This window comes from Bradyrhizobium sp. CCBAU 45384 (assembly GCF_028128665.1).
Classification (GTDB): Bacteria; Pseudomonadota; Alphaproteobacteria; order Rhizobiales; family Xanthobacteraceae; genus Bradyrhizobium; species Bradyrhizobium manausense.
In genome coordinates this window covers 235452-261755 of the sequence record NZ_LBIZ01000115.1, presented here as the reverse complement: position 1 = coordinate 261755, position 26304 = coordinate 235452, and the positions used below count along the sequence as shown (strand labels likewise).

The 26304-nt window shown below is 62.5% G+C and carries 26 protein-coding genes; 18 read left to right on the top strand and 8 right to left on the bottom strand.

What is annotated here, in order from left to right; translation table 11 throughout:
* Nucleotides 1–82: 82 nt before the first annotated feature.
* The 4 genes from XH80_RS29110 to XH80_RS29095 all read left to right on the top strand — a co-directional run bounded on the left by XH80_RS29110 (nucleotide 83) and on the right by XH80_RS29095 (nucleotide 5312).
* Complete coding sequence (locus tag XH80_RS29110; RefSeq protein WP_271601538.1) at nucleotides 83–1078, top strand: PAS domain-containing protein; 996 nt, start codon at nucleotides 83–85, stop codon at nucleotides 1076–1078.
* A gap of 217 nt (nucleotides 1079–1295) precedes the next feature.
* Nucleotides 1296–1757, top strand: a complete 462-nt coding sequence (locus XH80_RS29105) for a protoglobin domain-containing protein (protein ID WP_271601537.1) — start codon at nucleotides 1296–1298, stop codon at nucleotides 1755–1757.
* 60 nt (nucleotides 1758–1817) lie between these two features.
* Nucleotides 1818–3173, top strand: coding sequence for a globin-coupled sensor protein (locus XH80_RS29100; RefSeq protein ID WP_271601536.1), 1356 nt, complete (start codon nucleotides 1818–1820; stop codon nucleotides 3171–3173).
* 27 nt (nucleotides 3174–3200) lie between these two features.
* Nucleotides 3201–5312, top strand: coding sequence for a putative bifunctional diguanylate cyclase/phosphodiesterase (locus XH80_RS29095; protein WP_271601535.1), 2112 nt, complete (start codon nucleotides 3201–3203; stop codon nucleotides 5310–5312).
* A 162-nt stretch (nucleotides 5313–5474) separates the two neighbouring features.
* Here XH80_RS29095 and XH80_RS29090 read toward each other — a convergent pair whose 3' ends face one another.
* From XH80_RS29090 to XH80_RS29060, 7 genes are all read right to left on the bottom strand, one after another.
* A complete protein-coding gene (locus XH80_RS29090) occupies nucleotides 5475–6110 on the bottom strand; it encodes a response regulator (protein ID WP_271601534.1) in 636 nt (211 codons plus the stop codon).
* Between the two features lie 171 nt (nucleotides 6111–6281).
* Nucleotides 6282–6911, bottom strand: a complete 630-nt coding sequence (locus tag XH80_RS29085) for a response regulator (protein WP_271601533.1) — start codon at nucleotides 6909–6911, stop codon at nucleotides 6282–6284.
* A 47-nt stretch (nucleotides 6912–6958) separates the two neighbouring features.
* Nucleotides 6959–7765: a sensor histidine kinase gene (locus tag XH80_RS29080; protein ID WP_271601532.1), complete on the bottom strand. Its 807-nt coding sequence runs from the start codon at nucleotides 7763–7765 to the stop codon at nucleotides 6959–6961.
* 330 nt (nucleotides 7766–8095) lie between these two features.
* Entirely contained in the window at nucleotides 8096–9358 is a 1263-nt protein-coding gene (gene arcA, locus XH80_RS29075; RefSeq protein WP_271601531.1) for an arginine deiminase, read from the bottom strand.
* A gap of 26 nt (nucleotides 9359–9384) precedes the next feature.
* Nucleotides 9385–10818, bottom strand: a complete 1434-nt coding sequence (locus XH80_RS29070) for a basic amino acid/polyamine antiporter (protein WP_271601530.1) — start codon at nucleotides 10816–10818, stop codon at nucleotides 9385–9387.
* Between the two features lie 144 nt (nucleotides 10819–10962).
* Nucleotides 10963–14025 carry an efflux RND transporter permease subunit gene (locus tag XH80_RS29065; RefSeq protein WP_271601529.1) on the bottom strand — a complete coding sequence of 1021 codons (3063 nt, stop codon included), beginning with the start codon at nucleotides 14023–14025 and terminating at the stop codon, nucleotides 10963–10965.
* On the bottom strand, nucleotides 14022–14942 hold the full coding sequence (locus tag XH80_RS29060; RefSeq protein WP_271601528.1) for an efflux RND transporter periplasmic adaptor subunit: 921 nt from the start codon (nucleotides 14940–14942) through the stop codon (nucleotides 14022–14024). Before XH80_RS29060 ends, XH80_RS29065 begins: the two co-directional genes overlap by 4 nt.
* 451 nt (nucleotides 14943–15393) lie before the next feature.
* Between XH80_RS29060 and XH80_RS29055 the strand changes: the two genes are divergently transcribed.
* The 7 genes from XH80_RS29055 (at nucleotide 15394) to XH80_RS29025 (ending at nucleotide 20200) form a co-directional block, all read left to right on the top strand.
* A complete protein-coding gene (locus tag XH80_RS29055) occupies nucleotides 15394–15876 on the top strand; it encodes a Na+/H+ antiporter subunit E (protein WP_271601527.1) in 483 nt (160 codons plus the stop codon).
* Nucleotides 15869–16159, top strand: coding sequence for a monovalent cation/H+ antiporter complex subunit F (locus XH80_RS29050; RefSeq protein ID WP_271601526.1), 291 nt, complete (start codon nucleotides 15869–15871; stop codon nucleotides 16157–16159). Before XH80_RS29055 ends, XH80_RS29050 begins: the two co-directional genes overlap by 8 nt.
* On the top strand, nucleotides 16156–16449 hold the full coding sequence (locus XH80_RS29045; protein WP_271601525.1) for a monovalent cation/H(+) antiporter subunit G: 294 nt from the start codon (nucleotides 16156–16158) through the stop codon (nucleotides 16447–16449). The genes XH80_RS29050 and XH80_RS29045 overlap by 4 nt, the downstream gene beginning before the upstream one ends.
* Entirely contained in the window at nucleotides 16446–17399 is a 954-nt protein-coding gene (locus XH80_RS29040; RefSeq protein ID WP_271601524.1) for an MnhB domain-containing protein, read from the top strand. The genes XH80_RS29045 and XH80_RS29040 overlap by 4 nt, the downstream gene beginning before the upstream one ends.
* Complete coding sequence (locus XH80_RS29035; RefSeq protein WP_442869183.1) at nucleotides 17387–17740, top strand: NADH-quinone oxidoreductase subunit K; 354 nt, start codon at nucleotides 17387–17389, stop codon at nucleotides 17738–17740. The genes XH80_RS29040 and XH80_RS29035 overlap by 13 nt, the downstream gene beginning before the upstream one ends.
* Nucleotides 17740–19518: a complex I subunit 5 family protein gene (locus tag XH80_RS29030; protein ID WP_271601523.1), complete on the top strand. Its 1779-nt coding sequence runs from the start codon at nucleotides 17740–17742 to the stop codon at nucleotides 19516–19518. The genes XH80_RS29035 and XH80_RS29030 overlap by 1 nt, the downstream gene beginning before the upstream one ends.
* 175 nt (nucleotides 19519–19693) lie before the next feature.
* Nucleotides 19694–20200, top strand: coding sequence for a DUF1269 domain-containing protein (locus XH80_RS29025; RefSeq protein WP_057751038.1), 507 nt, complete (start codon nucleotides 19694–19696; stop codon nucleotides 20198–20200).
* 11 nt (nucleotides 20201–20211) lie between these two features.
* Here the strand turns inward: XH80_RS29025 and XH80_RS29020 are convergent, their stop codons facing one another.
* On the bottom strand, nucleotides 20212–20925 hold the full coding sequence (locus XH80_RS29020; protein WP_271601522.1) for a Bax inhibitor-1/YccA family protein: 714 nt from the start codon (nucleotides 20923–20925) through the stop codon (nucleotides 20212–20214).
* Between the two features lie 234 nt (nucleotides 20926–21159).
* Between XH80_RS29020 and XH80_RS29015 the strand changes: the two genes are divergently transcribed.
* The 7 genes from XH80_RS29015 (at nucleotide 21160) to XH80_RS28985 (ending at nucleotide 26154) form a co-directional block, all read left to right on the top strand.
* Complete coding sequence (locus tag XH80_RS29015; RefSeq protein WP_271601521.1) at nucleotides 21160–21393, top strand: DUF6894 family protein; 234 nt, start codon at nucleotides 21160–21162, stop codon at nucleotides 21391–21393.
* 153 nt (nucleotides 21394–21546) lie between these two features.
* A complete protein-coding gene (locus tag XH80_RS29010; protein WP_271601520.1) occupies nucleotides 21547–22986 on the top strand; it encodes a basic amino acid/polyamine antiporter in 1440 nt (479 codons plus the stop codon).
* A gap of 32 nt (nucleotides 22987–23018) precedes the next feature.
* A complete protein-coding gene (locus tag XH80_RS29005) occupies nucleotides 23019–23243 on the top strand; it encodes a hypothetical protein (protein WP_271601519.1) in 225 nt (74 codons plus the stop codon).
* A gap of 103 nt (nucleotides 23244–23346) precedes the next feature.
* Complete coding sequence (locus XH80_RS29000) at nucleotides 23347–24399, top strand: AI-2E family transporter (protein WP_271601518.1); 1053 nt, start codon at nucleotides 23347–23349, stop codon at nucleotides 24397–24399.
* Between the two features lie 2 nt (nucleotides 24400–24401).
* Nucleotides 24402–24995, top strand: coding sequence for a hypothetical protein (locus XH80_RS28995; protein WP_271601517.1), 594 nt, complete (start codon nucleotides 24402–24404; stop codon nucleotides 24993–24995).
* Entirely contained in the window at nucleotides 24996–25475 is a 480-nt protein-coding gene (locus XH80_RS28990; protein ID WP_271601516.1) for a DUF992 domain-containing protein, read from the top strand. It abuts the gene before it with no gap.
* A gap of 121 nt (nucleotides 25476–25596) precedes the next feature.
* Entirely contained in the window at nucleotides 25597–26154 is a 558-nt protein-coding gene (locus XH80_RS28985; RefSeq protein WP_271601515.1) for an HdeD family acid-resistance protein, read from the top strand.
* Nucleotides 26155–26304 lie beyond the last annotated feature (150 nt).

The window sequence follows — 26304 nt, the reverse complement described above, 5'->3', positions numbered from 1 at the left end:
TGCTCTACTAGGCTGGCGCACCGCTGGACAATGTTCCTGACTTCGTTAAGTGTCAGGTCTTTGGACTATCAAGAGCAAAAAAATGTTGGACCTCTTGAAGAGAGGCACCGAAGAAAGCTTCGGTCTGATCGAGCGTGAGCTGCGGTGCGGACTGTGGAGCTGGAATCTGCGTACCGATGAGATGCACTGGTCTCGCGGGTATCATGATCTTCTGGGCATCGAGCCGGGAAAGGTAGTGCCATCCTTTGCGGCGATCCTCCAGGTTACCCATCCGGACGATCGAGGCGCGCAGGCCGAGGTGGAGCGGGTCATCCAAGAGGCCTCAACCATCAGACGGAAATTCCGCGTCATTCGCCGCGGCGGCAACATCGCCTGGATCTATTGTCAGATCATCGTCTTTGTTGACCCGGAGGGGGCGGCGGAGAAGGCCATCGGTGTCTGCACCGATATCACGACCCGCGAGGATCAGCTCAACCGGCTGCGGATTGCTGACGAGCGGTACCGTGCCCTGATCAAGGCTGCGGGAGCCGTGGTGTGGATCGCCAAATCGGACGGTCGAATCCACGAAGTCGTCAATTGTGATCATGGCAGCCAGATCGTTGCGTCCGAATCTGGCTGGCTCCAGCTCGTCCATCCCGATGATCAGGAGAAGATGCTCAGAGTTTGTGCGGCCGCGAGCCGAGAGAAGCGTGGCTATGACGTCGTGCACCGCTTTCTCCAGGCCGACGGTACTTTCAAATGGAAGCGTTCCACCGGCCAGCCGCTGCTGGATGATGCAGGCAATATCAAGGAGTGGCTGGGGATCAGTGTTGATCTCGACCGCAATACGGCGCGCGCAGGTGCCCACCGCATCACGGGGGCGCAAATCAGGGCCGCGCGCGGGATCGTGCGGTGGTCGGTCAAGGATTTGGCGCACGCTGCGGGGATCTCGCGTGCGACCATTCGGCGATTGGAAGAAGCGGACGGCGCTCCGCCACACAACGATCCGGCGCTTGCCGGCATCGAAGCCGCGTTTGCGAGCGCCGGTGTCGAATTTTTGTTTCCGGAGGCCGGAAAACCGGGTGTGCGTCCTCGCTAATTTGGCGCGTCACCGGGGCTGATTCCGCAAGATTTGTCGCTGCATTTGCCTATCGATGACCATCACGGCAAATTTGGCTCTAAACTGCCGAAGTGAGGTGCGCGGACACAGGCAATGGGCGCGCAATTCGCTTCGCAGCCGCCAATTTTGCCTAACAGAAGGTTAGCAGGGTCGGCATTATTGTTCTGCACGTGGAGCTCCGGCGAGACGTGCAAGCATGATGACGCAAATCATTCGATATCTCGGAATCGACACGCGCACTCAGCTTCTGGCCGAGCGGCTGTGGGGCTTGCTCGACGAATCGAGTGACCTCGTCATCGCGGACTTCTACCGGCGCACGCGGCGGTCGCACGTCGGCTTCCTGCTGGATGAGCGCAGCATCAAGCGCCTCATGGTCAAGCAAAAGGAGCACTGGCATTCGCTGTTCAACAGCGGATTCGATCAGGCCTATCTGCGCGGGGCGACCAAGGTCGGAATCATGCACCGCGAACTGGGCCTCGATCCCAGGTGGTACGTCGCCGGTTACGCCCTGATGAAGTCCCGGTTCACCGAACAATTGCTGTTCGACGCCTCGATCCCACCGCCGCTCAAGGTGGCGCTCGTCGTCACACTCGAAAAATACGTGGCCGTCGACATGGCGCTCACCCTTTCAAGCTATTCCGACTGGCTCGTCGACTGAGCCGGTTCGGTGCCGGATTCCCGTAGTTCTTTTCACGGTCACTTTTGAAAGGACCAGACCATGACGGACCTGCCCGCCTGCGCCACCTCCGATCAGCACGCCCAGGCGAGACTGCGCTTCATGGGAATTGCGCCCCGCACGGGGGAGCTGTTGCGGGAATTCTGGGCCATCGCCGAGCCGGCCGTTCCACGCATTCTCGACGGTTTCTACCGGCACGTAACGAGTGAGCCTCAGCTTGCCGCGTTGATCGGCAACGATATTCCCAGACTGAAATCAGCCCAGGGCATGCATTGGGCGCGGCTGTTCAACGGGCGGTTCGATGCCGAGTACCTGAAGGGTGTCCGTGCCATCGGCATGGTCCACAACAAGATCGGCCTGGAGCCACGTTGGTACATTGGTGGATATAATTTTGTCCTGAACCAGCTCGTGGCGCTCGCCACGCGGCGCTATCGCTGGAGGCAAAGGCGCCTCTGCGAGATCCTGAGCGCGGTGAATTGCGCCGTGATGCTCGACATGGAAATCGCCATCTCCGTCTACCAGGAGGCAATGCTTGCCGAGCGGGAAAGGCGGCAGGAGAAGGTCCACGCTGCGATCCGCAGCTTTGATTCCCGGATGAAAAGGGTGTTGGACACCGTCGATGGTTCGGCGGACAGTCTCCAGAGCGCAGCCAATGCCCTGGCGGCAAGCTCCTCGCAATCGACCCAGCAGTCCGGCGCGGTGGCGGCAGCTTCGGAAGAAGCGTCGACGAATGTGCAGGCGGTTGCCGCATCCACCGAGCAACTGACCTCGTCAATTCAGGAGATCGGCCGTCAGGTGTCCGACTCGACCAAGATCGTCCGGATTGCGGTCGAGCAATCAGCGCGATCCGGCGACACGGTCCAGAGCCTTGCGAAGGCGGCGCAGCGGATCGGCGACGTGGTTGAGCTGATCAGCACAATCGCGGGACAGACTAACTTGCTTGCTCTCAATGCCACAATCGAAGCCGCGCGAGCCGGGGAGGCCGGGCGCGGCTTCGCTGTCGTTGCTTCCGAGGTCAAAGCCTTGGCGGAGCAGACGGCGAAGGCTACTGGCGAAATCGGAGAGCAGATTCTCTCGATTCAGGGCGCAACCAAGGGGGCGGTGGCGGCGATCCAGGATATCGGCCGCACCATCGGCTCCGTCAGCGAGATTGCGACCGTCGTAGCGGCGGCCGTGGAAGAGCAGGGCGTTGCGACCGCCGAGATTGCGCGAAATATCCAGCAGGCAGCCCAGGGCACGCAGCAGGTATCCACCAATATCACCGGGGTGAGCCAAGCCGCCACTGAAACTCGGCAGACAGCGGCAAGACTCCTGGGCGCGTCCGAAGAACTCTCGGTGCAGGCTGCGGCCCTCCGGTCGGAGGTGGAAACGTTCTTTGCCGAAATTCGAGCAGCCTAGCGCAATATTCAAAAGTCTGGCGGCACAATGACTCAACCAACGATCGATTTCGGGGTCGGCGGACGCGCGCCGAAGCGCGAGGTGAACTGGGAGCAGCTGCTCCACACCGCCATCGAAAGCAGCTCTCATGGGCTTTGTGTCTTCGATTGGCGATCCAGGCTGGTGATAGCCAATGAACAGCACCGCAGCCTCTATTCGCTGACGTCCTCGCAGGCCTCGCCGGGTCGCCCCGCTGAGGATGTTCTCATAAGCCGCCATGCCCGGGTGGTCGGGGCGAAGGCAAATGACCAATTGGCCGGCTATCTGGCGGCCATAGGTCGGCGCGAAGCGTTCCGCACCACCTATGAATTGCAGGACGGGTCGTTCGTCGAGCTCGATATGCATCCGATGTCGGACGGTGGCTTCGTCGAACGGCACCGCGATGTGACCGAGCTTCGCCTCGCAATGGTCCGGGCCGAAGAAGCGAGGCAGGAGCTGATCGAGAGGCAGTACGCAATCGACCAGGCCGTCATTGTCGCGATCACGGACGTTCGCGGCACGATCACCTACGCCAACGATCGGTTTTGCGAGATCAGCGGGTACAATCGGGAGGAGCTGGTTGGAAGCAACCACCGTCTCCTGAAATCGGGGGTTCATTCATCGCAGGTTTTTCGCCAGATGTACCGTTGCCTCGCCCGAGGAGGCGTCTGGCGGGGCGAGCTGTGCAACAGGGCCAAAAGTGGCGAGCTGTACTGGGTCGACACCGTGATCACGCCCCAGCTTGGCCCTGACGGGAAGCCGGTTGCCTACATGGCGATCCGGGTCGATATTACTGCCCGAAAGAAGGCCGAAGCGCAGCTCAGTCATGCGGCCCGCCATGACGCGTTGACCGGTCTTCTGAACCGTGCTGCTCTTCTGGACGATCTTTCGGAACGGCTATCCCGAGTACAGGCAAGACGGCAGCAGCTGATCATTTACCTGCTTGATCTCGATGGCTTCAAGCATGTGAATGACACGCTCGGTCATGCCGCCGGCGATGCATTGCTCAAGCAGCTAAGCGGACGTCTTGTCTCGGTTGTTCCAGAAACTGCCCTGATCGCACGCCTGGGCGGTGACGAATTCGCGATCGTGCAGTCCAGCTCCACCGACGATCGTAAAGAGACCGAAGCGCTCGCGATCGATCTGCTGCAGGCGATCGCTATACCGTTCTCGATAGAGTCGCAGGAGGCCTCGGTCGGCGTCAGCATCGGCATCTCGATTGCACCGTTGCATGGTGTTACGGTTCCAGAGCTGCTCTACAAGGCCGACTTGGCTCTGTATCGAGTCAAATCGGACGGGCGCAGCGGATTTCATGTCTTTGAAGATGAAATGCGCAGCCGCGCGCAAGACCGCAATCGGCTCGTCAATGAGCTCCGGGCTTCGGTTGCGCGCGGCGAGTTCGAGCTCCACTATCAACCTATCTGCGAGGCCGAATCCCTGCGGCCGCGCAGCGCGGAAGCGCTGGTGCGATGGCGCCATCCCACTCGGGGCCTGCTTTATCCAGATGAGTTCATCGGAGTTGCCGAAGATAGCGGGCTGATGGAGGCATTGGGACGGTGGACCCTGGAAAGGGCGTGCGCAGACGCCGCATCGTGGCCCGCGGAGCTCAGGGTTGCGGTCAATTTGTCTCCGGCTCAATTCCGGGGAGGGCCGCTGTTCGACTCCATCATCGGCGTGCTGATGAAAACCGGCCTTCCGCCGCATCGGCTCGAGCTCGAAGTGACGGAATCGATGCTGCTGCAGGACAGAGAGGAGAATCTCCTGTTGTTTCGCCGGTTGAAGGACCTTGGAATAACCTTTGCCCTGGATGACTTCGGCGTCGGCTATGCCTCGCTGGGTTCGGTCGTCTCATTCCCGTTCGACAAGCTCAAGATCGACCGCTCGTTCACGAGCGAGCTGCCGGGCAAGCCGGCGAGCAGGGCGGTCGTCGCATCCATCATGACATTGGCCCGCGGCCTCGATGTGGAGGTCACGGCGGAAGGTGTTGAAACAATGGAGCAGCTTGCGTATTTGCGGGGTCAAGGAGTTGATTCGGTGCAGGGCTATCTGCTGGGCAAGCCTGCGCCATTCGGCCCGCTGGAGAGGGCGAGTGCGGTTGTCGGATGCAAGCCGGGCTTGTGAACCGGCGCATGGTTGACGGTCAGCTGCTTGATCCTGACATCATGCCCCTGTTTTGCCCGACGGATCAAGCGATTTTCGTAAAAGACGAAATATCGAAGCGGCGTCAATGCGTCGGCTACCGTGCATGGGGTTGTTTTTCGAGTTTGAGACAGAAACGGATAGTCACGGCACTACCAGCTTCTTGCGGATCGCATACCGGACCAGTTCGGCCGTTGACGACATTCCGAGCTTGCGCATCGCCGAGGCGCGATGGGTTTCGACCGTCTTTACGCTCAGCTTCAGAACGACGCTGATGGATCTGTTGGTATGCCCTTCCGCGATCAATTGGACGATGCTTTGCTCGCGCGACGTCAGCAGCATGCCCGACTTGCCCTGCTTGTTGAGCTGGTAGTCGTGCAGGAGCTTCTCGACAAGGGCGCTGGTAAAGTAGGGTCTTCCGTCGAGCAGCGCCTCGATCGCGAAAATGAGGTGCTTCTTGGCATCCGACTTGAACAAAAAGCCGCGGACGCCGGCCAGAACCGCTTCCGTCAGCAGCTCCTCGTCCTCATGCATCGTCAAGATCAACACTTCCGTACGCTGATGGAGCGCCCTGAGACGGCGACTGACTTCCAGTCCGTTGATGAGCGGCATCGAGTAGTCGACGATCACGATGTCCGGCCTCGCGTCCAAGGCCAACGCGATGGCCTGCTCGCCATTGCTCGCTTCGCCCGCAACAATCCAGTTCGGCTGCATTTCAACGATTGCGCGCAGCCCGGAGCGCACGACTTCATGATCATCCGCAATCAAGATGCGTTTCACGGGCGTCGTTCTCGTTGTTCCGGCCACAGTCGAGCAGATGACCGGCGGCGGCAAGGTCGAACGATCCTATCGATCGCACGTCGCAGGATTATCCTGCAAAACCCTGAGATGCTTCTGCGAAGTTACTCAGCTGGCGCCCTCGCTCGCGACATCGCCGGGGCCGATGCGCCCTCACGCCTCGACGAGCGAGGCGCGTACGGCGTATCGGACCAGGCCGGCAGTTGAATTCACGTCCAGCTTGCGCATGGCCGCCGCCCGATGCGCCTCCGTCGTCTTGACACTGAGGTTCAGGATCGCGCTGATGCTCTTGTTGCTGTAACCTTCCGCAACCAGCTTGACGACGAGCTGCTCGCGCGGAGTGAGCCCGTGGTACTGGTCGGCATTGCCGCACGATGTCCGGTTCGCTCCACTCGGGCAACTTACGCTGCAAAACCGCCTGTGCACCAGAAGCGATTCGACGGCTGCCAGAAGTAATCTGTTTGCATCCGATTTGACCAGGAACGCGCGTGCACCGGCCTCGAACGCCTGCTCCGCAAGCAGGCCGGAATTGTGCACCGTGAAGATCAAGACTTCCGTCGGCAACGGATATTCCCTGATCCGCCGCGCAACCTCCACGCCGGTCATTCGCGGCATCGAAAAATCCACGATCGCGACATGCGGCTGACTTTCGATTGCCGCGCTCAACACCTTGCCGCCGTCGCTCACTTCGGCGACCACTTCCCAATCCGTTCGCTGCTCGAGCACTGCTCGCAAGCCTGATCGCACGGCTTCATGATCATCAGCGATAAGGAAACGCTTCATGTCCGAGTACTCCGGGTCCTTCACACGGCGGCCCGGCTTGAATGGCTCTATTCTCGCCTGCCGTCGGTGTTCAGTGTTCTTCTTTCGTCATAGTGTTCTTGTGGCCCTCGTACGACAGTGCTGGCCTTTCGCGAGTTGCGCCTGTTCGTCGCCAGCCCGTGCGGAAGCACCGCGCGAACTATTGTGCCGGAGCGGCGCGCTGTCGTATCGGAGTAGATCTCGAGCGAACCTCCGATCTGGTGAAGTCTGGCTCTCATTGCGGGAATTCCGACGCCGATCGATATCGGCTTCGCGCCCGGCCTGGCGTGATCGCGTTGAAATCCGCGCCCGTTGTCGCTGATCGTCAGCCGAAGTTCGCTCTCGGCTACGTCAAGGACGATACCCACTTCCGTCGCCTTCGCGTGACGGAACACGTTCGTGAGGCCCTCCTGTACGACCCGCAGGATCGAGCGCTGCGTTTCGTAAGGCAGCAGATCGACCTCCGGGGCGATTCTGGTCGTGACCCGCAGCGACGTGCGCGCCGCGAAACCATCAGCGTAATGCTCGATCGTGGCCTTCAGTCTCTCCAGTGTCAGATTCTGCGGATGCAGCAAATAGGCAAAGGCGCGAATTTCCCGGAGCGCTTCGTCGATCGACGCGTCAATTTCCTGGCAAAGCCGCTCGGTCGCGACCGGATCGCAAAGGCTCCGCCGGATCCGCATCAGGCCCAGGCTCGCGGCGATCAGATGCTGGCATGTCGAATCGTGCAGATCGGAAGCAATCCGCTGCTGGATATCCTCCTGGATGGACGCCAAATTGAAAATCGGATGATCCAGCTCGCTGGGGGAAGAGGGATGTGGCTTCACGGCACGCACTCACTTCTCCGGTGACGCTCGGCACTGGATCTCAATGTCGAGCGTCTCCTACCTGCCCGATTGGGGCGAAGCGAACGTATGCACGCGCCCGTAGGGCACCGTCGTTATACACCGTTAGGTTGATGATCACAAATGAGTAGCATCGCCACAGCATCGAGTTCTCGAATCTGTGAAATCCGGCGGGTTCCAGTATGCAGTTTGTGCCGCAGTTCCGACAGTGAGATTCAAATGCGGTGCAATAGATGAGCAAGCGCTGCAACGGTCTTTCCAGCTCGCCTGAAGCGGGGCCCGGCTGCGACACGCCGGCCATGGCGGATCCGCGCGATCCGCCTAGTAGTCCACCGCGTCCCTGGCGATCGGACAGGTCATGCAGTGTCCGCCTCCGCGGCCCCGCCCCAGTTCGGCGCCGACGATGGTGATCACCTCGATCCCCTCCTTGCGCAACAGCGTGTTGGTATAGGTGTTGCGGTCATAGGCGTATACGACGCCCGGTGAGGCGCAAACCAGGTTAGCGCCGCTGTCCCACTGCGTCCGCTCGCGCATATAGGCGTTGCCGCCCGTCTCGACCACGCGCAGCTTCTTCAGGCCGAGCGACTCGGCCACGACGTCGACGAACGGCTTTTCGTCCTTCCGCAGTTCGGTTCCGGTGGCATTGTCGGCCGGCCGATAGGAGTACGCCGTGATGTTGTTGACGATGTCGGGATAAAGCAGCACGCAATCGCGGTCGGCGAAGGTGAACACGGTGTCGAGATGCATTGCAGCGCGTAACTTCGGCATGGCGGCCACGATGACGCGCTCGGCCGCCTTCTGCTTGAACAGAGCCGCAGCGAGCTGGCTGATCGCCTGACGCGAGGTGCGCTCGCTCAAGCCGATCAGCACATTGCCCTTGCCGATCGGCATCACGTCGCCGCCTTCGAGTGTGGCCAGTCCGTGATCCCGGGTCGGGTCGCCCCACCAGACCTTCACCTTTCCGGCGAAATCCGGGTGGAACTTGTAGATCGCCGTCGTGAGGATGGGCTCTTCATGGCGCGCCGGCCAATAGAGCGAGTTGAGCGTGACCCCGCCGTAGATCCAGCAGGTCGTGTCCCGCGTGTACAGCGTGTTCGGCAATGGCGGCAGCAGATATTCGGTCATGCCTGCCGCTTCGCGGACCAGTTTGAGCGTCTCACCGCCATGTGCGTCCGGGAAATCATGGGTCGATACGCCGCCGATCAGGGTTTCGGCAAGGTCGCGCGGCTTGAGGCCTTCGAGGTAGGAGCGAAGCTCTTCAACGAGACCAAGGCCGACCTGATCGGGAACGACCTGGTTGTCGAGGATCCACTTCCTGGCCTCTGGGATCGCGACCGTCTCCGTCAGCAGGTTGTGCATCTCAACGACGTCGACGCCGCGGTCGCGCATCTTCTGAACAAAGTCGAAGTGATCGCGCTTCGCGTTTTCCACCCATAACACATCATCAAACAGCAGGGTGTCGCAATTCGACGGCGTGAGACGCTGATGGGCGCGGCCGGGCGAGCAGACCATCACCTTCCTCAACTGCCCGACCTCCGAATGGACACCAAAGCGAATCGAAGTGGCCGACGTCTGATTTGCCATGGGAACTCTCCCGGGAGTGTTGCTGCCTAGATCGTAATGTAGCCAGTGGCCAATCCGTGGATTCCGACAGCCGCGCCGACGGCCGCTGCGATGAAGATGCCCCACTCGACAGCCGTGAAGACCTTCGCCTTCCGTTCCAGGCGCGCCCAGAAGTACAGTGCCGTCCCAGGCGCGTAGAGGATCAGGGACAGCAGCAGAAACTTCATCCCGGCAGAGTAGATCAGGAACAGCGTGTAGATGAAGGCGATGCCGGCGAAGATCGTGTCGCGCGTTCGCTCACTGCCGCTCTTCTCATAGGTCTCGCCCCGCCTGACGAGCCGAAGCCCGTAGGCCGCGACCAGGAAGAATGGAATCAGTGACATCACGCTTGTCAGATTGAGCATCAACGAGAACGCGTCCTGCGACCAATAGGTGCTGATGACGAAGAGCTGGACGATCACATTCGTCAACCACAGCGCCGCGGCCGGGACCTTGTTCGCATTCTCCGTTCCGAACAGGGCTGGCATGTCCCTGGTCCGGCCGGCCGCCGAAAGCACCTCGGCGCAGATCAGGGACCACGCAAGATAGGCCCCGAGCACCGATACGAGGAGCCCGATGCTGACGAAGACGGCGCCCCAATGCCCGACCACCGCCTCGAGCACCGTCGCCATGGACGGCTGCCGCATCTCGGCGATTTCCGCGCGGGGAAGCACCGCGTAAGGCAGCATGGTGACGAGCACCATGAGACTGGTGACGATCACGAAGCCCAAAATCGTCGCCGAGCCGACGTGGGACCGCTCCTTGGCGTAGCGTGAATAGACGCTGGCGCCCTCGATCCCCAGAAACACGAACACCGTGACCAGCATGGTCGCACGGATCTGGTCGAACAGGCTCTTGTCCGGCATGCCTTCGCCGCCCCAAAAATTGGCGCGGAATATGTCGTATTGGAACGCGAACGCGAGAATGACGATGAAGACCAGGATCGGCACGATCTTGGCGATGGTGACGACCGTGTTGATTGCGGCCGCCTGTTGCACGCCGCGCAGGATCATGAAGTGGAAGAGCCAGATTCCGATCGAGGCGACGACAATCGCGGTCACCGTGTTACCTTCCCCGAAGACCGGGAAGAAAGCGCCCAGGGTCGACTTGATCAGGACCCAGTAGGATACGTTGCCGATGCAGCTGCCGATCCAGTAGCCAAATGCCGATAAGAAGCCGGGATAGTCGCCAAACCCCGCCTTGGCATAGGCGTAGACGCCGGCATCGAGTTCGGGCTTTCGCTCGGCCAGCGTCTGGAACACCCGCGCGAGGGTGTACATGCCGCCACCGGCAATGCACCAGGCAAAGATGGCGCCGAACGGGCCGGTGGCGATGCCGAAGGTGCGGGGCAACGAGAAGATGCCCGAGCCGACCATCGAGCCGACCACCATCGCGGTCAACGCGAACAGAGAGAGTTTTTGGATTGACGGCGTCCCAGTCATGGGGAGACCTCGCGACACGAGGGGTGCGCTACATCCCGGCCGATTGACTTGCCCGGTCGTTGCACCATGCGCCTTGGGCACAGCCTGGAATATCGGGTGATCACCTAGTCGAGGGCCGGGATTTCCCTCGCCGGAAACGACGGCTCAAGACGGCGCCGGTGCGGGAGCGCCGGTGCGTTCCTTCTCGCCGAAACAGGCCACGTACATTGTCGGCAGCAGGACCAAGGTCAGGACGGTCGCAACCAGCAGGCCGCCCATGATTGCAACAGCCATCGGTCCCCAGAATACGGTTGGAGCAATCGGAATCATGCCGAGGACGGTCGATACCGCCGTCAGCATGATCGGACGGAAGCGGGAACTGCTGGCATCCACCGCCGCCTCCCAGGGGCTCTTGCCCTGGGCACGCTCCGCATCGATCTGGCCAATCAGGATCACGGCGTTCTTGCAGATCATGCCCAGCAAAGCGAGAACGCCCAGAATCGTGACAAAGCCCATCGGTCTGCCGGAGAGCAACAGGGCCGCGACGACGCCGACCATTCCGAGCGGCGCCACGCTTGCGACCATCAATAGCCGTGGAAAGCTCTGCAACTGGACCATCAGAACCGTGACCATGACGAACAGCATCATGGGCACCACGGCGAGTACGGATGCCTGCGATTTCCGGCTTTCTTCCACGGTCCCGCCGACTGCCACATCGTAAGAGGCAGGCAGCGTCCTCCTCAACTGTTCGATGGCTGGCGACAGAGCACCCACCACCGAATTCGGCAATGATCCGTCGCTGATGTCGGCACGCACTGTCAGCGTGGGAACGCGGTCGCGTCGCCAGATCAGCGGATATTGCTGTTGAAATTCGAATGTCGCAAACTGGCTGAGCGATATTGTCGTTCCACCAGGCAACGGCACTTGAAGCGTCCGCAGATTGGACAGCGACATTCGCTGCTCATCGACTGCACGAGCCACCACGGCGACCAGATAGACATCGTCGCGAACCTGGGTGACGGTTGCGCCTGAAATCATGGTGTTCAGCACGGCCGATATCGCCTGCGAGCTCAGCCCGAGACGACGCGCCTCATCCTGATCGACGCGAATGCGCAGCTCGCGCTGCGGTGTCATCCAATCGAAATTGATGTTTTTGGTGCGCGGATCGGAGGCGACGATCTGCCCGACCTTGAGCGCGAGCTCACGTACCTGCTCGAGATCGGGTCCGCTCACGCGATATTGCAAGGGCCATCCGACCGGCGGGCCGAGGCCGAGAGGCGAAACCGACGCGACCGCAGCCGGAAAGTCCTCAGCGAGCAGGCGCTCCAGCTTCACCTGCAGGCGCTCGCGCGCGGCAACGTCCTTTGCCACGACGACGGCTTGCGTGAAGAAATCGTTCGGAAGCTCTGCATTGAGTGGAAGATAGAAGCGGATTGCACCACGCCCCACATTGGTGCTCCAGTGATGGACATCAGGGTCGCCGGCCAGAGCCGCATCCAGACGCTTCGCTGCCGTCTCGCTGGCAAAGATTGATGCATTCTGTGGCAGGCTGAGATCCACAAGCAGTTCGGGCCGGTCTGACGACGGAAAGAACTGCTGCGGTATCAACGGAAGCGCAAGAACGGAGGCGACGAAGAGCGCCAGCGAGATCGCGATCGTCAACCACTTGGCTCGCATCGCCAGTATGAGGCAACGCCGGTAAAAGCGGAATATCCTGCCGGGCGCAGCGGAGATCTTCTGCCTAGGTGGAACAAGAATGAGCACGCCCAGCAGCGGCGTGAAGATTACCGCAACGAACCACGACACAAGGAGCGCGATCGCGACCACGGCAAACAGCGAGAACGTATATTCGCCGGCCGAGCTCGCCGCAAAACCAACCGGAATGAAGCCCGCGATTGTCACCAGCGTTCCGGCCAGCATGGCAAAGGCATGGCTACGATAGGCAAACGTCGCGGCGTCGATCTTGCTGTCGCCTTGCGCCAGCCGGTTCAGCGTCGCATCGGTCGTCGTCATCGCGTCGTCGACCAACAGCGCGAGCGCGATGATCAGCGCTCCCAGCGATATCCGTTGCATGTCGATGCGGGCGATCTCCATGATCGGAAACACGATGGCCAGCGTCAACGGGATGGCAAGCGCGATGATGAGGCCCGGACGGATTCCGAGGCTGATGAAGCTCACCACCATGATGATGGCGATGGCCTGCAGGAGCGAGGTCATGAATTCGCCGATCGCGCCTTTGACCACCACGGCCTGGTCAGCGACGAGGCTCGGCTCGATTCCGATCGGGAGGTCGGCGGTGATCTGCCCCATCACGGTCTTGATGTTCCTGCCGAGTGCAAGAATATCGCCGCCATCCCGCATGGCGACGGCAAGCCCGATGGCAGGCTGGCCATTGACCCGGAACATCGGTTGCGGCGGGTCGACATAGCCCCGCCGCACCTGCGCAATGTCGCTCAGGCGAAGCGTGCGACCGCCTGCGACGAAGTTGACGGCGGCGATGTCCTGCTCCGACTGAAATCTGCCTGAAACCCGGATGGAGATGCTTTCCTTGCCGGTCTGGATCGTGCCGGCTGGACGGACGATATTTTGCGCCTGCAGCGCGGCGAGCAGGGCCGCCCGATCGATGCCCAGGGTGGCAAGCTCCTGCTTGGAGAATTCGACGAAGATCACCTCATCCTGTGCGCCAATCAGTTCGATCTTCGACACGTCCGGGATGCGAAGCAATCGGGAGCGGATATCCTCGACATGGTCGCGCAACTCCCGCTGGGTGAAGCCATCGCTGGTAAAGCCGTAGACGATGCCGAACGTGTCACCGAAATCGTCATTGAAGCCCGGGCCGATGACTCCCGAGGGGAGGGTGTGGCTGATATCGCCGATGCTCTTCCTCACCTCGTACCAGGCATCGGAAACCTGCCTTGCGTTCGCGCTTCCTTTCAGGTTGACGAAGATCGTGACGAGCCCGGCCCGGGTGGAGCTGCGCAGGAAGTCCAGATGGGGCGTCTGCTGCAACTGACGCTCGAGCCGTTCCGTCACCTGCTTCATGGTCTCTTCGGCCGTCGCCCCCGGCCAGGCCGCCTGAACCACCATGGTCTTGATGATGAACGAGGGATCCTCGTTTCGACCAAGCCGGAAATACGCCAGGCTCCCGGTGATTACGGCAACCATCATGACATAGACGACGAGCGAGCGATGCTTGAGCGCCCATTCGGAGAGGTTGAGCCCGGTCATGGCTCTGACCCGAGCACGCGCACCTTCTGGCCCGGATGCAGGGCCTGAACGCCCGCGGTGACGATGATCTCTCCGGCATCCAATCCTTGCGAGACGGTCACCTGTGCCTGGTCGAAACGCAGGATTTCAACGTTGCGCGCAGCCACGAGGTTCGTCGACGGATCGAGGATCCACACGGCCGGCTGTTGATTGATCCGCGTCAACGCGGTTGCCGGTATGTCGATCGTCGGCCCGGAGCTGATTTCGACGCGCCCGTTCACCGTCGCGCCGAGCCGCATCGCTGCCGGCGGATCGGTCAAGCCGACCTTGACCTCGAACGTGCGGGTGATGGCATGGGCTTGCGCTGCGATCTGGCGAATACGGCCTTTTGCCGTAATGTTCGGATCATCCGTCAGGCTGACCGTGACCTGCACGCCCTCCGGCGCCGATCTGATCATCTGAGCCGGGATGTCGAAGACGGCGTCGCGGCCGTCCTGTCGGGCGATCCTCGCGATCATCTGGCCGGCCTGAACGACCTCGCCGGCGGGTGGTCCGGTCGCGATGATCTTGCCCGCCGCGTCGGCTCGCAGCTCGGTGAAGCCCACGAGATCGTGTGCCGAACTTAGCTGTGCCTCCGCCGCCTCGACCTGCGACTGGGCCGTTTGTCGCGCTTGCGTTGCCGCCTCGAAATTGGCGCGCGTCGTCCATCCCTGCGCCAAGAGTGTCTCCTGGCGTTCGTAATGGTTGCGCGCTTGCGTCAACTGTCCCTGTGCCGCGGAAAGGGCCGCCTTCGCCTGCCGCAAAGTGTTCAGCTCGTTCTGCGGCTCCAGTTGGGCCAGCAACTGGCCGGCCTCGACCCTGTCACCAAGCTTGATGTCGTTTGCAAGCAGGCGTCCCGAAATACGGAAGGCGACGCTGACTTCGTCCTCGGCCTCCACGCGACCCGTGAAGGTCAACGGCACGACGCTCTCGCGCTTCTCGATCGTCGTGGTTCGGACCGGGCGCGGCGGCGATTCCTTGGTTTCTGTGTCGCGTCCACACGCAGCCAGGATCAGCGCGGAGGCGGCTGCCATCAGGATCGGTGCAAAGACTTGTCGAGGTGTCGTTCGGCGGCCGCACATCATCAGCAGCCCTTCAAGTTGGGAAAATATTGCCGTGCGGGCTCTCCTGGAGTTGGGGATTCCGCGGGTTCGCCCATTGGTAGCTTTGCCCAAGGGATCGGCCGCACACATCGGTAAATCTACCCGGTGTGGCTGGATGCAATCGCGGCGGCTCCGGCGATGCTCTAGGGAATTCCCGACACCCGATCAGGCGATCACCCGATATCGCAGGTCCGATCAGGAGCGCAGTGTTTCGCGCTCAATGGCCGGGTCCTCAGGGAGACGAGACGTGCGTGGCCGAGTTCGCTGGTGGAGCGCGGCGTCGCGAGGGGCATTGTTTCTTTGCCTCTGGCTAGTCCTTGCCGGCGCTGCCCTCGATGACGTTCCTGCAGCGGCAATCGCCGTCGCCGCGGCGACCTGGACGAGCCTGCGTTTGCTGGCGCCCGGCAACTCGCGGCTCTCGCCTGGCGCACTCTGCCGGCTGATGTTGCTCTTCCTGGTCCACTCTGTCGTTGCCGGAGCGGATGTCGCAAGGCGAGCGCTCGATCCACGGCTGCCGCTGCGCCCGGGATTTGTCGCGTTTCCGACCGGTCTGCCACCCGGCCCGCGTCGTAACGTGTTCGCAACGCTCACCAGCCTGCTGCCTGGCACCGTGCCGGCAGGAGAGGAAAACGCGCAGATCCTCTATCACTGCCTCGATGTCGAGCAGCCCGTGATGGCGGAGCTTGCTGCGGAGGAAGATGCCTTGGTTCGAGCGCTTTACAATGACTGAGTTCCTGACGGCCGCGGTCGGCTTCATCCTGGCGATGTTGGCGCTTGGGCTGGTGTCGATCCTGCGGGGTCCAGGAGACGCCGACCGCGTGATGGCGACGCAGTTGATCGGAACCGGAGGTATTGCGGCGCTGCTGCTGCTCGGCACTGTCGCGGGCGTCCCTGCGGCAGTCGACGTGGCGCTGACTTTGGCGCTCCTCGCAACCTTCGCCTCCATCGCGTTCGTCAAGAAGGGGCTTTCCCGGTTCGAAGCCGACGGGATCGCATCAACGGAGACCGAATGAGCCTGGTACGCGACATGATCAGCATAGCGGCCGTGTCGGCGGGCGCGTTCTTCTTTCTGGCCGGTACCGTCGGTCTGCTTCGCTTTCCCGATACGCTGACGCGCCTGCACGCACTCACCAAGGCGGACAATCTCGGCCTCGGTCTTGTCGTGCTCGGATTGCTCCCGCAAGCAGGCCAGCTTCGAGACGCGCTGAAGCTGGTCAGTATCTGGCTGCTCGTGCTGCTCGCAGGCGCAACGGTCTCCCAACTGATTGCGCGCGCCGCGCGCCATGGCGGATCGACCAGATGAGCATCGCGACGGCTTTCGAAATCATGCTCGCCGCGGTCTTGCTGGGCCTCGGCACCTGGACCATCGTTGTCCGCGAGACCTTTGCGGCGACAGTCGGTTTCGTTGCCTATGGACTGCTGGTGGCGCTCGTCTGGGTGCGTCTCGATGCCGCCGACGTCGCACTGACCGAGGCGGCCATCGGCGGAGGGCTCGGCGGCGTCTTGCTGTTGGGTGCCGCCGCGCGGTTGCGCGATGCCGAACCGATGGCGCAAGCAGCGCCGGGCAAATTGCTGCGGGCCAGCGCGGCTGCGCTGTCGACGTTGACGGCCGCAGCTCTCGCCGGCGCGATCCTGCTGCTGCCCGATCCTGCTCCGTCGCTCGCTCGGGCAGCTGTCGCAAATGCCTGGGCGACAGGCCTGTCCAATCCCGTTACCAACGTCCTGATGGCGTTCCGGGCGATGGATACCATGCTTGAGAAGGTCGTACTCGTGCTGGCCATCGTCGGCGTTTGGTCGCTTGCACCTGATTTCGCTTGGGGCGGCCGTCCGGGACCGCGCCACCAGGCCGATCGACATGGCGTTCTTGCTTTTCTCGCACGCTTGCTGTCGCCCGTCGGCATTGTCGTCGGGATCTATGTCTTCTGGACGGGCGCCAACCATCCCGGCGGAGCTTTTCAGGGCGGCGCGATTCTCGCGTCGATGTGGCTGCTGGCCATCATGGCCGGGTTGGCGGACACACTACCGGTGAGCAGCCGACGTCTACGGCTCATTCTGGTGGCCGGGCCTGGCTTGTTCCTGGTCGTCGGCCTCGCGGGCCTTCTGTTCGGCGCTGCATTCCTGTCCTATCCGCCGCCGCTGGCCAAGCCGCTGATCCTCGGGATCGAGGTCGCAATGGTTCTGACGATCGCGACAACGCTCGGCCTGCTGCTCGCCGGAGCGCCGGAGCGGAACGCGGAGCCATGGACACTGTGATGGGCACCGTGACGGTGTTTGGACTGTGCGCTGCTGCCGTGGTCGGACTTGGGCTCTACGGCCTGATCACGAATCCGCATCCCCTTCGCAAGATCATCGCCTTCAATCTGCTCGGTAGCGGCGTGTTCCTCCTGTTCGGCGTGGTTGGGCGGCGAGGGGCGGTGGCAGGGATGGGCAGTGATCCGGTGCCGCAGGCCTTGGTCATTACTGGAGTGGTGGTCGCGTTCGCGGCGACAGCCCTGGCGATCGCCTTGCTACTCCGGCTGTTCCACACGACCGGCTCGGCCACGCTGGATAGCGACGCGCCGACGAGGCCGCGCTCCGATCGGTTCGGTGGTTGATGCTGGCCCCCGCCGCCTCGCTGGTGGCGACCGCGGATGGCCGCTTGCTGGTGCTGTCGATCGTGGTGCCTGCCGCAGGCGTGCTGCTGGCGTTCGTTCTGAGCGAGCGCTACGTCCGGCACGTCGCCCTTGCCGTCATGCCGGCCGGGATTGCAATCGCCGTGGCCATTCTGCTGGCCTTGCCGCGAGGCGATGGTCTCATCATCTATCTTCTTGGCGCCTGGCCGCCACCGCTGGGGGTGGCGTTGCGCGCGGACGGCTTGTCTGCGCTGATGCTGGCGACCACGGCGATCGTAATCTGTGCGGTCGGCGCCTATGCAGCGGCCGATTCTCATCCCGTAGCAGCAAGCCGGCGGGTACCGTTCGCATTCTGGGTCTTGTTGATGGCGATCTGGGCCGCGCTGAACACCATCTTTGTCGGCGGCGACCTCTTCACCCTTTACGTTGCCTTGGAGCTGCTGACCTTCGCAGCGGTGCCGCTGGTCTGTCTCGAGGGCCGCGCGGAGACGCTTCGGGCTGCGCTGCGCTATCTGCTGTTCGCACTGGCCGGGTCGGTCCTCTACCTCATGGGCACCGCTCTGCTCTATGGCCTCTGCGGCACGCTCGATATCCTGCTGCTGTCTCATCGTCTCTCCGCAGAGCCCGGCGCGTTCATTGCGGCGGCGCTGATGACATCAGGCCTCCTCGCAAAGACCGCGCTGTTTCCGCTGCACCTCTGGCTGCCACCCGCTCACGCCGGCGCCCCGGCCGCAGCGAGCGCAATCCTCTCCGGACTGGTCGTGAAGGGATCGTTCTTCATCCTCCTGCGGCTCTGGTTCGACGTGCTGCCCGCCCTCTCGGGCTTTGCCGCCGCACAGATTCTGGCAACCCTGGGGGCCGGCGCGATCGTGGTCGGGAGCATCCTCGCCCTGCGGCAGGAGCGCCTTAAGCTGCTCGTCGCATATTCGACATTGGCGCAGATCGGGTACCTCTTCCTGCTGTTTCCACTCGCCCTCGATGCCTCAGGCCGGCTCGAGACCGGACCGGCCCTGGCAGGTGGATTGATACAGGCAATCTGCCATGCCACCGCGAAAGCGGCGATGTTCATGGCGGTCGGGTCGATCTACGCCGGCCTGGGCCATGATCGCATCACTGGGATCTGTGGCGCCGCACGCGCGCTGCCCCTGAGCGTCATGACCTTCGCCTTGGCCGGCTTCGCACTGATGGGACTTCAGCCGGGCGGTGCCTCGCTCGCGAAGGAATTGTTGCTCCAGGAGACGGCGAGGACGGGACAGTGGTGGTGGGCTGGCGTGCTCCAGCTTGGCGGGATGTTCACGGCCGCGTACGTCCTGGTGGTCCTTGCCCACGCGCTTTCGCCTCCGGACCAGCCGGTTGCCCTCGCGGCGAGGCCGCGACGCCGCAGCGATTTGGCGGCGCTTGCCTTGGCGCTCTGCTCGCTGTTGCTCGGCCTGGTGCCATGGCAGCCGTATTCGCCGATCCCGTATGCTCTGGAATCGAAACTGTTCGGCGTCGAAGCGCTCGTCAAATTGCTCGCAACCGTGCTCGGAGGCGCAGCGCTCGCGGTCCTGCTCGGTCCCTGGCCATATCAGCTGGCCGGCACGATGGCCTGGAAAGATCTGACGCGCGTGCTAGGCCCTGTTCCGCGCGCCTGTCTGCGGCTTGGCAGCCTTGTCGAGCGAGGCGATCGTGTCCTCCGTCAATGGCCGGTGGCCGGCATCTGCATGCTCGCCGTGACGGTGCTGCTCGCCGCTTCGATGTTTGGAACGAATTGCGAATAGGCGAGTGCGGGGCAGTCAATCTTGGTCGCATCACACGAACCGGAAAAACATCCTTCGCATCTGGGGTTTTGTCGGATGCCGGGGTGGCGGCTCACGCTCTATCCTGGATTTCGTGCTGTGCAGTCGGGGCCAGTCGGTCCTGAGCGGACCTGTCCCAATGGAAACGGAGGTCTCAATGTCCGATCTCGTCGCGATCGTGTATCCGTCCGAAGCGAAAGCCGAGGAGGTACGTCAGCGTCTCCTCAAACTGCAGAAAGAGTATCTGATCACGATAAGCGACGCCGTGATCGCCGTGAAAACGGAGTCCGGCGGCATCAAGCTCAATCAACTCGTCAACACCACCGCGATGGGCGCGATGACCGGAAGCTTCTGGGGTCTTCTGATCGGCGTGATTTTCCTCAACCCGATCCTCGGTGTCGCGATCGGCGCGGCATCCGGCGCACTTGGCGGTGCATTGTCCGATTTCGGCATCGATGACGCCTTCATGAAGCAGCTGGCCGGCTCTCTGCACACCGGCAACGCCGCGCTGTTCGTCCTGATCAAGAACATGACGGCCGATAAGGTGCTGAAGGAGATCAAGGACGCCGGCGGAACGGTGCTGAAGACGTCGCTGGACGACGCCAAGGAACAGGCTCTGCGCGACGCGCTCGCAAGCGCTGCCGCGGAGCGGCCGGCGGCTTAAACGGCCGCCGTTCAGCGCCGGCCGCCGAACAGGCGTAGCATCATCATGAACAGGTTGATGAAGTTGAGATAGAGCGACAGCGCTGAAATGACCGACTTGCGGCCTGCCGAAGTTTCATCGTCACCGGCATCGTACATCGCCTTGATCCGCTGCGTGTCGTAGGCCGTAAGCCCGGCAAAGACGCCGACGCCTACGATCGAAATCAGCCAGTCGAGCCCGGTCGATCGCAGGAAGATGTTCACCAGGCTGGCGATGATGACGCCGATGAGCCCCATGAACAGGAAGGTGCCGAGACCGGAGAGGTCGCGCCGCGTCGTGTAGCCAAAGACGCTGAGCGCCCCGAACGTTGCGGCGGAGATGAAGAATACGCGGGTGATCGAAGCGCTCGTATAGATGTGGAACAAGGTCGAGAGCGACACGCCGACCAGCGCTGCGTAGACGAAGAACAGCAGGCGGGCCGTTGATACCGAGAGCGTATTGATGCGCGTGCCGATGAAGAACACCAGCGCCAGCGGCGCCAGGATAAACACCCACATCAAGGGACTTTGCAGCAGCGCCGGGCCGGTGAGCTGGTAGGTCACCCACGCGGCGACCGCAGTGAGGCCGACACCCGCAGCCATGTAGTTGTAGATGCGCATCATGTAGTTGCGCAATCCGGCGTCCACCGCAGTCGTGCCGGTGCCGATCGGGCCTGATGTCGAAAGGTTCTGGTCAAGGTTTGACATCGCTTGCCTCCTCCTGAACTCGCGGAGCTAGGGGCACGCTACCCTCCAGGACCAGGCGACGACATCGGACAATCACCCGAGTGCCCCTGGCGAAAACCCCTGCAACCCCGCCTTCACGGCACCATCCCGCGCATGACGATTGCGCAATCTGGCGCCGCCTCTCATCCCTTTGGCGTAGGTCTCTTACGGCTTTGTCACTTGGAAGCCGGCCGTGATCCGGCTTAATTCTGCGGCATGCGCTTCTTCTTCCATATCGTCGACAAATACGGTCTTTGTCCCGATGGCATCGGCTGCGACCATGCCAGTGACGACGCAGCCGTTCTGCACGCCCAGCGGATCGCCGCCGAGCTCGCGAAGGCCGGCGAATTCTTCCGCGCCGGTGTCGTCTTCGTAGCGCGCGCCGCTCTTCCCGGATCGCCGTCATGCGGTGGCGATGAGGGCCCGGCTGCACCCGCCGCCAAGCCCTGAAGGCGGCTCGCCGGGCTCCGGCACGGGCCGAATTCCTGCTCTGGCTCCTACAGAGAATCCCTGATATCCGAAGGTGAGAGGTGCCTCTAGGCTCGTCACCGGGATCGGCCGCCATCGGTGCCGGCTTCGTCCCGGATTTGGAAGGCCGTCCTCATGGCTCCTTCGACCAACGAGGCCAACCAGAAGCTCTCCCGCAACGCCCTGATCGCCCTGGTGATCGGGTCGATGGTCGGCTCCGGCATCTTTGCATTGCCGGCATCGTTCGGACGAGCCACCGGCGCATTCGGAGCGATCATCGCCTGGGTGATCGCGGGCACGGGCATGCTCATGCTGGCATTGGTGTTCCAATCGCTGTCACAGCGCAAGCCCGACCTTGATGCCGGCATTTACGCTTATGCCAAGGCTGGATTCGGAGAGTATATCGGGTTCGCCTCGGCCGTTGGCTACTGGATCGGCTGCTGTCTTGCAGACGTCGCCTGCCTCATCCTGATCAAGGCGACCCTGGGAATATTCTTCCCGGTGTTCGGCGACGGCTCGACACCGATCGCCATTGCGTCCGCAACCGTGCTCTTGTGGAGCGTGCACGTGCTGGTGTTGCGCGGCATCAAGGGCGCGACCGCGCTCAACACCGTGGCGACCTACGCCAAGGTCATCCCGATATTCCTGTTCATTGTCGTGGCCGCGATCACCCTCGACGGCGATGTGTTCACCGGGAATTTCTGGGGAACGCAAGCGCCGGATGCTTCCGATGTGTTCACCCAGGTCCGCAGCACGATGCTGCTGACGGTATTTGTCTTCGTCGGGATCGAGGGGGCAAGCGTATATTCCCGCTATGCCCGCAACCGCGCCGACATCGGCTTTGCAACCGTCGTCGGCTTTCTGACCGTTCTCTGCCTTCTCGTCCTGGTGACGCTGCTGTCGTACGGCGTGCTGCCGCGACAACAGCTGGCGGGCCTCCCGACGCCGTCGATGGCGGGCGTCATGGAAGCGATGGTTGGTCGCTGGGGCGGCGTGTTCATCAGCGTCGGATTGCTGATCTCGATCCTCGGCAACTATCTTTCATGGTCGCTGCTGGCGGCCGAGGTGCTGCATTCTGCGGCCGTCAATCGCACCATGCCTTCGTTTCTCGCCCGCGTAAACGCGCACGACGTTCCCTCCGGTGCGCTCTGGCTCACCAATTGCGTCATCCAGCTCTTCCTGCTCGTGACCTGGTTTGCCGAATACGCCTTCACGCTCGCCCTGAAGATGACCAGCGCGATGACGCTGGTTCCGTACTTCCTGGTCGCGGCCTATGGCCTGAAGCTGGCCTCGCGCGGCGAGACCTACAAGGCCTTCGAGCGGGCGCGTATCGTCGATTGGATCCGCGCGATGATCGCGACGCTTTACGCGATCGGCATGATCTACGCCGGCGGGCCCAAGTTTCTGCTGCTGTCGTCGATTCTGTATGCGCCCGGCACGTTGCTGTTCTTTCTGGCGAAGCGCGAACGCAAGGAAGCGACCTTCACACCGCTCGAGGCCGTTCTGTTTGCAGCGATCGCGATCGCCGCCTGCGCTGGCATCTATGCACTCGCGACCGGAGCCATCTCGATCTGAATTGAGCCACCTCTGATCATTTGGAGGCGAACATGAAAATCACGCTCTTCGGCACCCTGATCCTGATCGGAATGGCGGCGGTGGCCGCACCGCCGACCCCGTCCTTTGCCCAGTCGAACGCGCCTGCCGCATCCGCTGCATCGACGCCCAATACCAACATGACCCCGACCAAGCACCGTTACTGGCGTCATCGAGGCGGCAAGCATCCGCACTTTGGCAGCCACCGCGTCCGCAGCCAGGTTCAGGCGCCGCAGTAGGACCTGCAAAATTGGTCGACCCATGAACGAGGCGAGTCCAGGCGAGAGATACGACGAAGTCGCACGAGGCGACGAACCTTGCCGCGATGCCGGACCGCGCAGCATGTTGGGGACGGGACTGAGCCTGCTCGCCGTCGGCGTCGCGCTGTTCCTGGTCTGGCAGACGGTCTCCAGCCTCCTGCTCATCTTCGCGGGCGTGCTGTGTGCGGCGTTTCTCGATGCGTCGGCGCGGGCCCTGGCGCCGGTCATCCCGCTCAATCGTGCCTGGCGGCTGACGCTGGTGCTGTTGCTGCTATCGGCCGTCGCGGGGTTCGGCCTCGACTGGGGCGCGGGCAAGCTGCCGGAGCAGACGCGGAACTTGATCAAGGTGATGGATACCCAACTCGACATCGTCCAGGCGCATTTGCTGTCGTACGGCGTGGAGCTGCTTGGGCCGGAAGGCGGCCGCAATTTCTCGCAATGGCTTTTCTCCGACCAGGGCAGGTTGATCAGCCATGCCCAGATCGTGCTTGGCGGCGCATCGAGCCTGCTGACCGGCGCTCTCGTGATCCTGTTCCTCGGAATCCTGTTCGCGTTCGATCCGACCAGCCACCGCGATAGCCTCGTCATGCTGATGAAGCGGTCGTATCGCGCGCGGGCGAGCTCTGTCATGGACGAGATGGGCGCCGTCATGCGGCTATGGTTCGTCGGGCAGTTGGTCCGCATCATCCTCATGACGCTGTGCGTGTGGATCGCGCTCTATCTGATCGGGCTGCCCGGACCCTTCGTGCTCGGATTGCAGGCGGGTCTGTCCAATTTCATCCCGTATCTCGGGCCGATCATGGCCGCGATTCCGATCGCGCTCGTGGCAATGCCGCTCGGCGCTTCACTGCTGATCTGGGCCATCGTGGTCTACACCATCATCCAGTCGGTGGAAGGCTATGTCATCGGCCCGTTGATCCAGCGCCAGGCTGTCGAAATTCCTCCTGCCTGGACCTTGGTTGCGATCGTCATGCTGGGCGCGATGTTCGGCGTCATGGGCATCGCGCTCGCCATGCCCGCGGTCGCCGTCGGGCGGGTTGCGATCATCCGGTTCTATGTCGAGGACTGGCTTGAGGATGATCCTAGGCGGACGTTGCAAGAAAAGGTTGAACGCCAAACATTCGTAAGTGGATGACCATGAGCGACGTCGATGTGGAACGGAACGATGGCACGGAGAGCCCCGCGCCGCGTTCGGGGATGGCTCACTTCCTGTGGCAGCAATTGCCCTATGTCGTGGCGCTGGTGCTCGCCATCGCGGGCGTCGCCTATACCAACGTGTCCCACCAGCCTCTTGTCGGCTATTGGGAGTTCCTGGCGCTGTCCATCGGCGTCGTCTGCGTCGTCACCAAATGGCCGGAGACGGAGGGCAAGGAGGCCCAGCTCCTATTGATCTGGACCCAGGCACTGCATTGGGTTGCCGTCCTGGTCACCATGAACATCATGCTGGTGTCGGGCGTGCAGCAATTGCTTCCCACACCGGCGACCGGCCTCGTCCTGCTGACCTTGCTCGCACTCGGCACGTTTCTCGCGGGCGTCAGCCTTCTGTCGCTGCAAATCTCCTTCCTCGGCCTTGCGATGGGCTTGGCCGTCCCGGCGATATCCTGGCTGAAGCAGTCGGTCTTCTTCTTCCTGCTGGGTGCCGTGCTGCTGATCGGGCTCGGCATCACGTTCTGGCTTCGCCAGGACCGACGGCCAGCGACGAGATCCGTCAACAACCACAGGGAGGCTTGAATGCGAACAATGCGGCTCGTTTTCATCGGTGCGTTCGCCTTGATATGCACCGCCTTGCCCGCCCGCGCCGAGGCATTCCGGGTCGGCAGACTGTTGTGCTTCAGTGAGCCGCGGGTGGGGCTGGTCCTTGGATCGGCGCAAGCGCTGCGCTGCGTGTTCTACGCGCGCAGGACAGGTCAACCCTATATCTATGAGGGACGCATCAGGCGCATCGGTCTCGACCTTGGCGTGACCTCGGCCGGCACCTTGTCCTGGGGCGTCCTCGCCAGGAATTCCCGGATCGGCCCCGCCACCTTGCGCGGGAACTATGTGGGAGCGAGCGGCGCCATCGCTCTTGGACCGGGCCTCGGAGCCAACGTTCTGATTGGCGGTTCGCGCCGAAGTATCATGTTGCAGCCACTGTCGATCGAGCGATCGATCGGGCTCAATCTCGCGGCCGGCGTCACCAATCTGACATTGGGCCCACGCGGCCGGCGATAGCGCGCGACAGCGGGTGACGACGTTGGATTTCCCGCTTCCTTGCTCAGGGTTTCGTCGGATGCCGAGGCCGCGGGGTCGAAGTTATCATGCCAGGCAGATGATCGCGGTCCAGGAGGATGGCATGACGGTCTACGACGGCCGGTCCGGCGTCGAAGCGCTGGGTCCTCCGCCCCTGTGGGTCTGCGTCCTTCTCGGCATCGTGATGATCGGCGCCGGCGTCGCGGTGCTCGGCGATGTGGTGCTCGCGACTGTCATCAGCGTGAAGCTGATCGGGCTGGCGGCAATTGCAGCGGGTGCGTTCGAGATCGTCCATGCCTTCTGGACCAGGGGGTGGGGCGGCTTCCTGTGGCAGATCCTGCTCGGCGCACTCTATGTCGCCCTCGGACACGTGCTTCTGACGCAGCCGGCTGCGGGCGCCCTGATCCTGACCTATTTTCTCGGCGCCGTGCTGTTCGCATCCGGTGTCATCAGATGCGTGCTGAGTTTCGCCTATTGGCGGCAGAACGGCTGGATGATGCTGGTCTCCGGTCTCTTCGCGGTCCTTGCCGGGCTGCTCATCCTGTTTGGCTTTCCCACCATCAGCGCCTGGGCGCTCGGCTTCCTGTTGGGCGTCGATCTGATCTCGCACGGCCTCGCCTGGCTGCTCTACGCGCTTCACGCTGCGCGAAGCACTGCATAACAAGAGGAGAAAGATGATGGACGCTCCCAACCGTCGAGCTTTTCTTGGCTTTGCCCGGAACGCCGTTGCCGCCGCAGCGATCGGCGCGATTGGGGTTCGTTTCATTGAGGCCGCGGAAGCGATGCCGATGGCTCCCGATCTTGCCAAGGC

Bases quoted from the DNA above. Each gene is read 5' to 3' on its own strand.
- XH80_RS29110 (WP_271601538.1), top strand. From the start codon at position 83: ATGTTGGACCTCTTGAAGAGAGGCACCGAAGAAAGCTTCGGTCTGATC.
- XH80_RS29105 (WP_271601537.1), top strand. From the start codon at position 1,296: ATGATGACGCAAATCATTCGATATCTCGGAATCGACACGCGCACTCAG.
- XH80_RS29100 (WP_271601536.1), top strand. From the start codon at position 1,818: ATGACGGACCTGCCCGCCTGCGCCACCTCCGATCAGCACGCCCAGGCG.
- XH80_RS29095 (WP_271601535.1), top strand. From the start codon at position 3,201: ATGACTCAACCAACGATCGATTTCGGGGTCGGCGGACGCGCGCCGAAG.
- XH80_RS29085 (WP_271601533.1), bottom strand. From the start codon at position 6,911: ATGAAGCGTTTCCTTATCGCTGATGATCATGAAGCCGTGCGATCAGGC.
- arcA (WP_271601531.1), bottom strand. From the start codon at position 9,358: ATGGCAAATCAGACGTCGGCCACTTCGATTCGCTTTGGTGTCCATTCG.
- XH80_RS29070 (WP_271601530.1), bottom strand. From the start codon at position 10,818: ATGACTGGGACGCCGTCAATCCAAAAACTCTCTCTGTTCGCGTTGACC.
- XH80_RS29065 (WP_271601529.1), bottom strand. From the start codon at position 14,025: ATGACCGGGCTCAACCTCTCCGAATGGGCGCTCAAGCATCGCTCGCTC.
- XH80_RS29050 (WP_271601526.1), top strand. From the start codon at position 15,869: ATGACTGAGTTCCTGACGGCCGCGGTCGGCTTCATCCTGGCGATGTTG.
- XH80_RS29045 (WP_271601525.1), top strand. From the start codon at position 16,156: ATGAGCCTGGTACGCGACATGATCAGCATAGCGGCCGTGTCGGCGGGC.
- XH80_RS29040 (WP_271601524.1), top strand. From the start codon at position 16,446: ATGAGCATCGCGACGGCTTTCGAAATCATGCTCGCCGCGGTCTTGCTG.
- XH80_RS29035 (WP_442869183.1), top strand. From the start codon at position 17,387: ATGGACACTGTGATGGGCACCGTGACGGTGTTTGGACTGTGCGCTGCT.
- XH80_RS29030 (WP_271601523.1), top strand. From the start codon at position 17,740: ATGCTGGCCCCCGCCGCCTCGCTGGTGGCGACCGCGGATGGCCGCTTG.
- XH80_RS29025 (WP_057751038.1), top strand. From the start codon at position 19,694: ATGTCCGATCTCGTCGCGATCGTGTATCCGTCCGAAGCGAAAGCCGAG.
- XH80_RS29020 (WP_271601522.1), bottom strand. From the start codon at position 20,925: ATGTCAAACCTTGACCAGAACCTTTCGACATCAGGCCCGATCGGCACC.
- XH80_RS29015 (WP_271601521.1), top strand. From the start codon at position 21,160: ATGCGCTTCTTCTTCCATATCGTCGACAAATACGGTCTTTGTCCCGAT.
- XH80_RS29010 (WP_271601520.1), top strand. From the start codon at position 21,547: ATGGCTCCTTCGACCAACGAGGCCAACCAGAAGCTCTCCCGCAACGCC.
- XH80_RS29005 (WP_271601519.1), top strand. From the start codon at position 23,019: ATGAAAATCACGCTCTTCGGCACCCTGATCCTGATCGGAATGGCGGCG.
- XH80_RS29000 (WP_271601518.1), top strand. From the start codon at position 23,347: ATGTTGGGGACGGGACTGAGCCTGCTCGCCGTCGGCGTCGCGCTGTTC.
- XH80_RS28995 (WP_271601517.1), top strand. From the start codon at position 24,402: ATGAGCGACGTCGATGTGGAACGGAACGATGGCACGGAGAGCCCCGCG.
- XH80_RS28990 (WP_271601516.1), top strand. From the start codon at position 24,996: ATGCGAACAATGCGGCTCGTTTTCATCGGTGCGTTCGCCTTGATATGC.
- XH80_RS28985 (WP_271601515.1), top strand. From the start codon at position 25,597: ATGACGGTCTACGACGGCCGGTCCGGCGTCGAAGCGCTGGGTCCTCCG.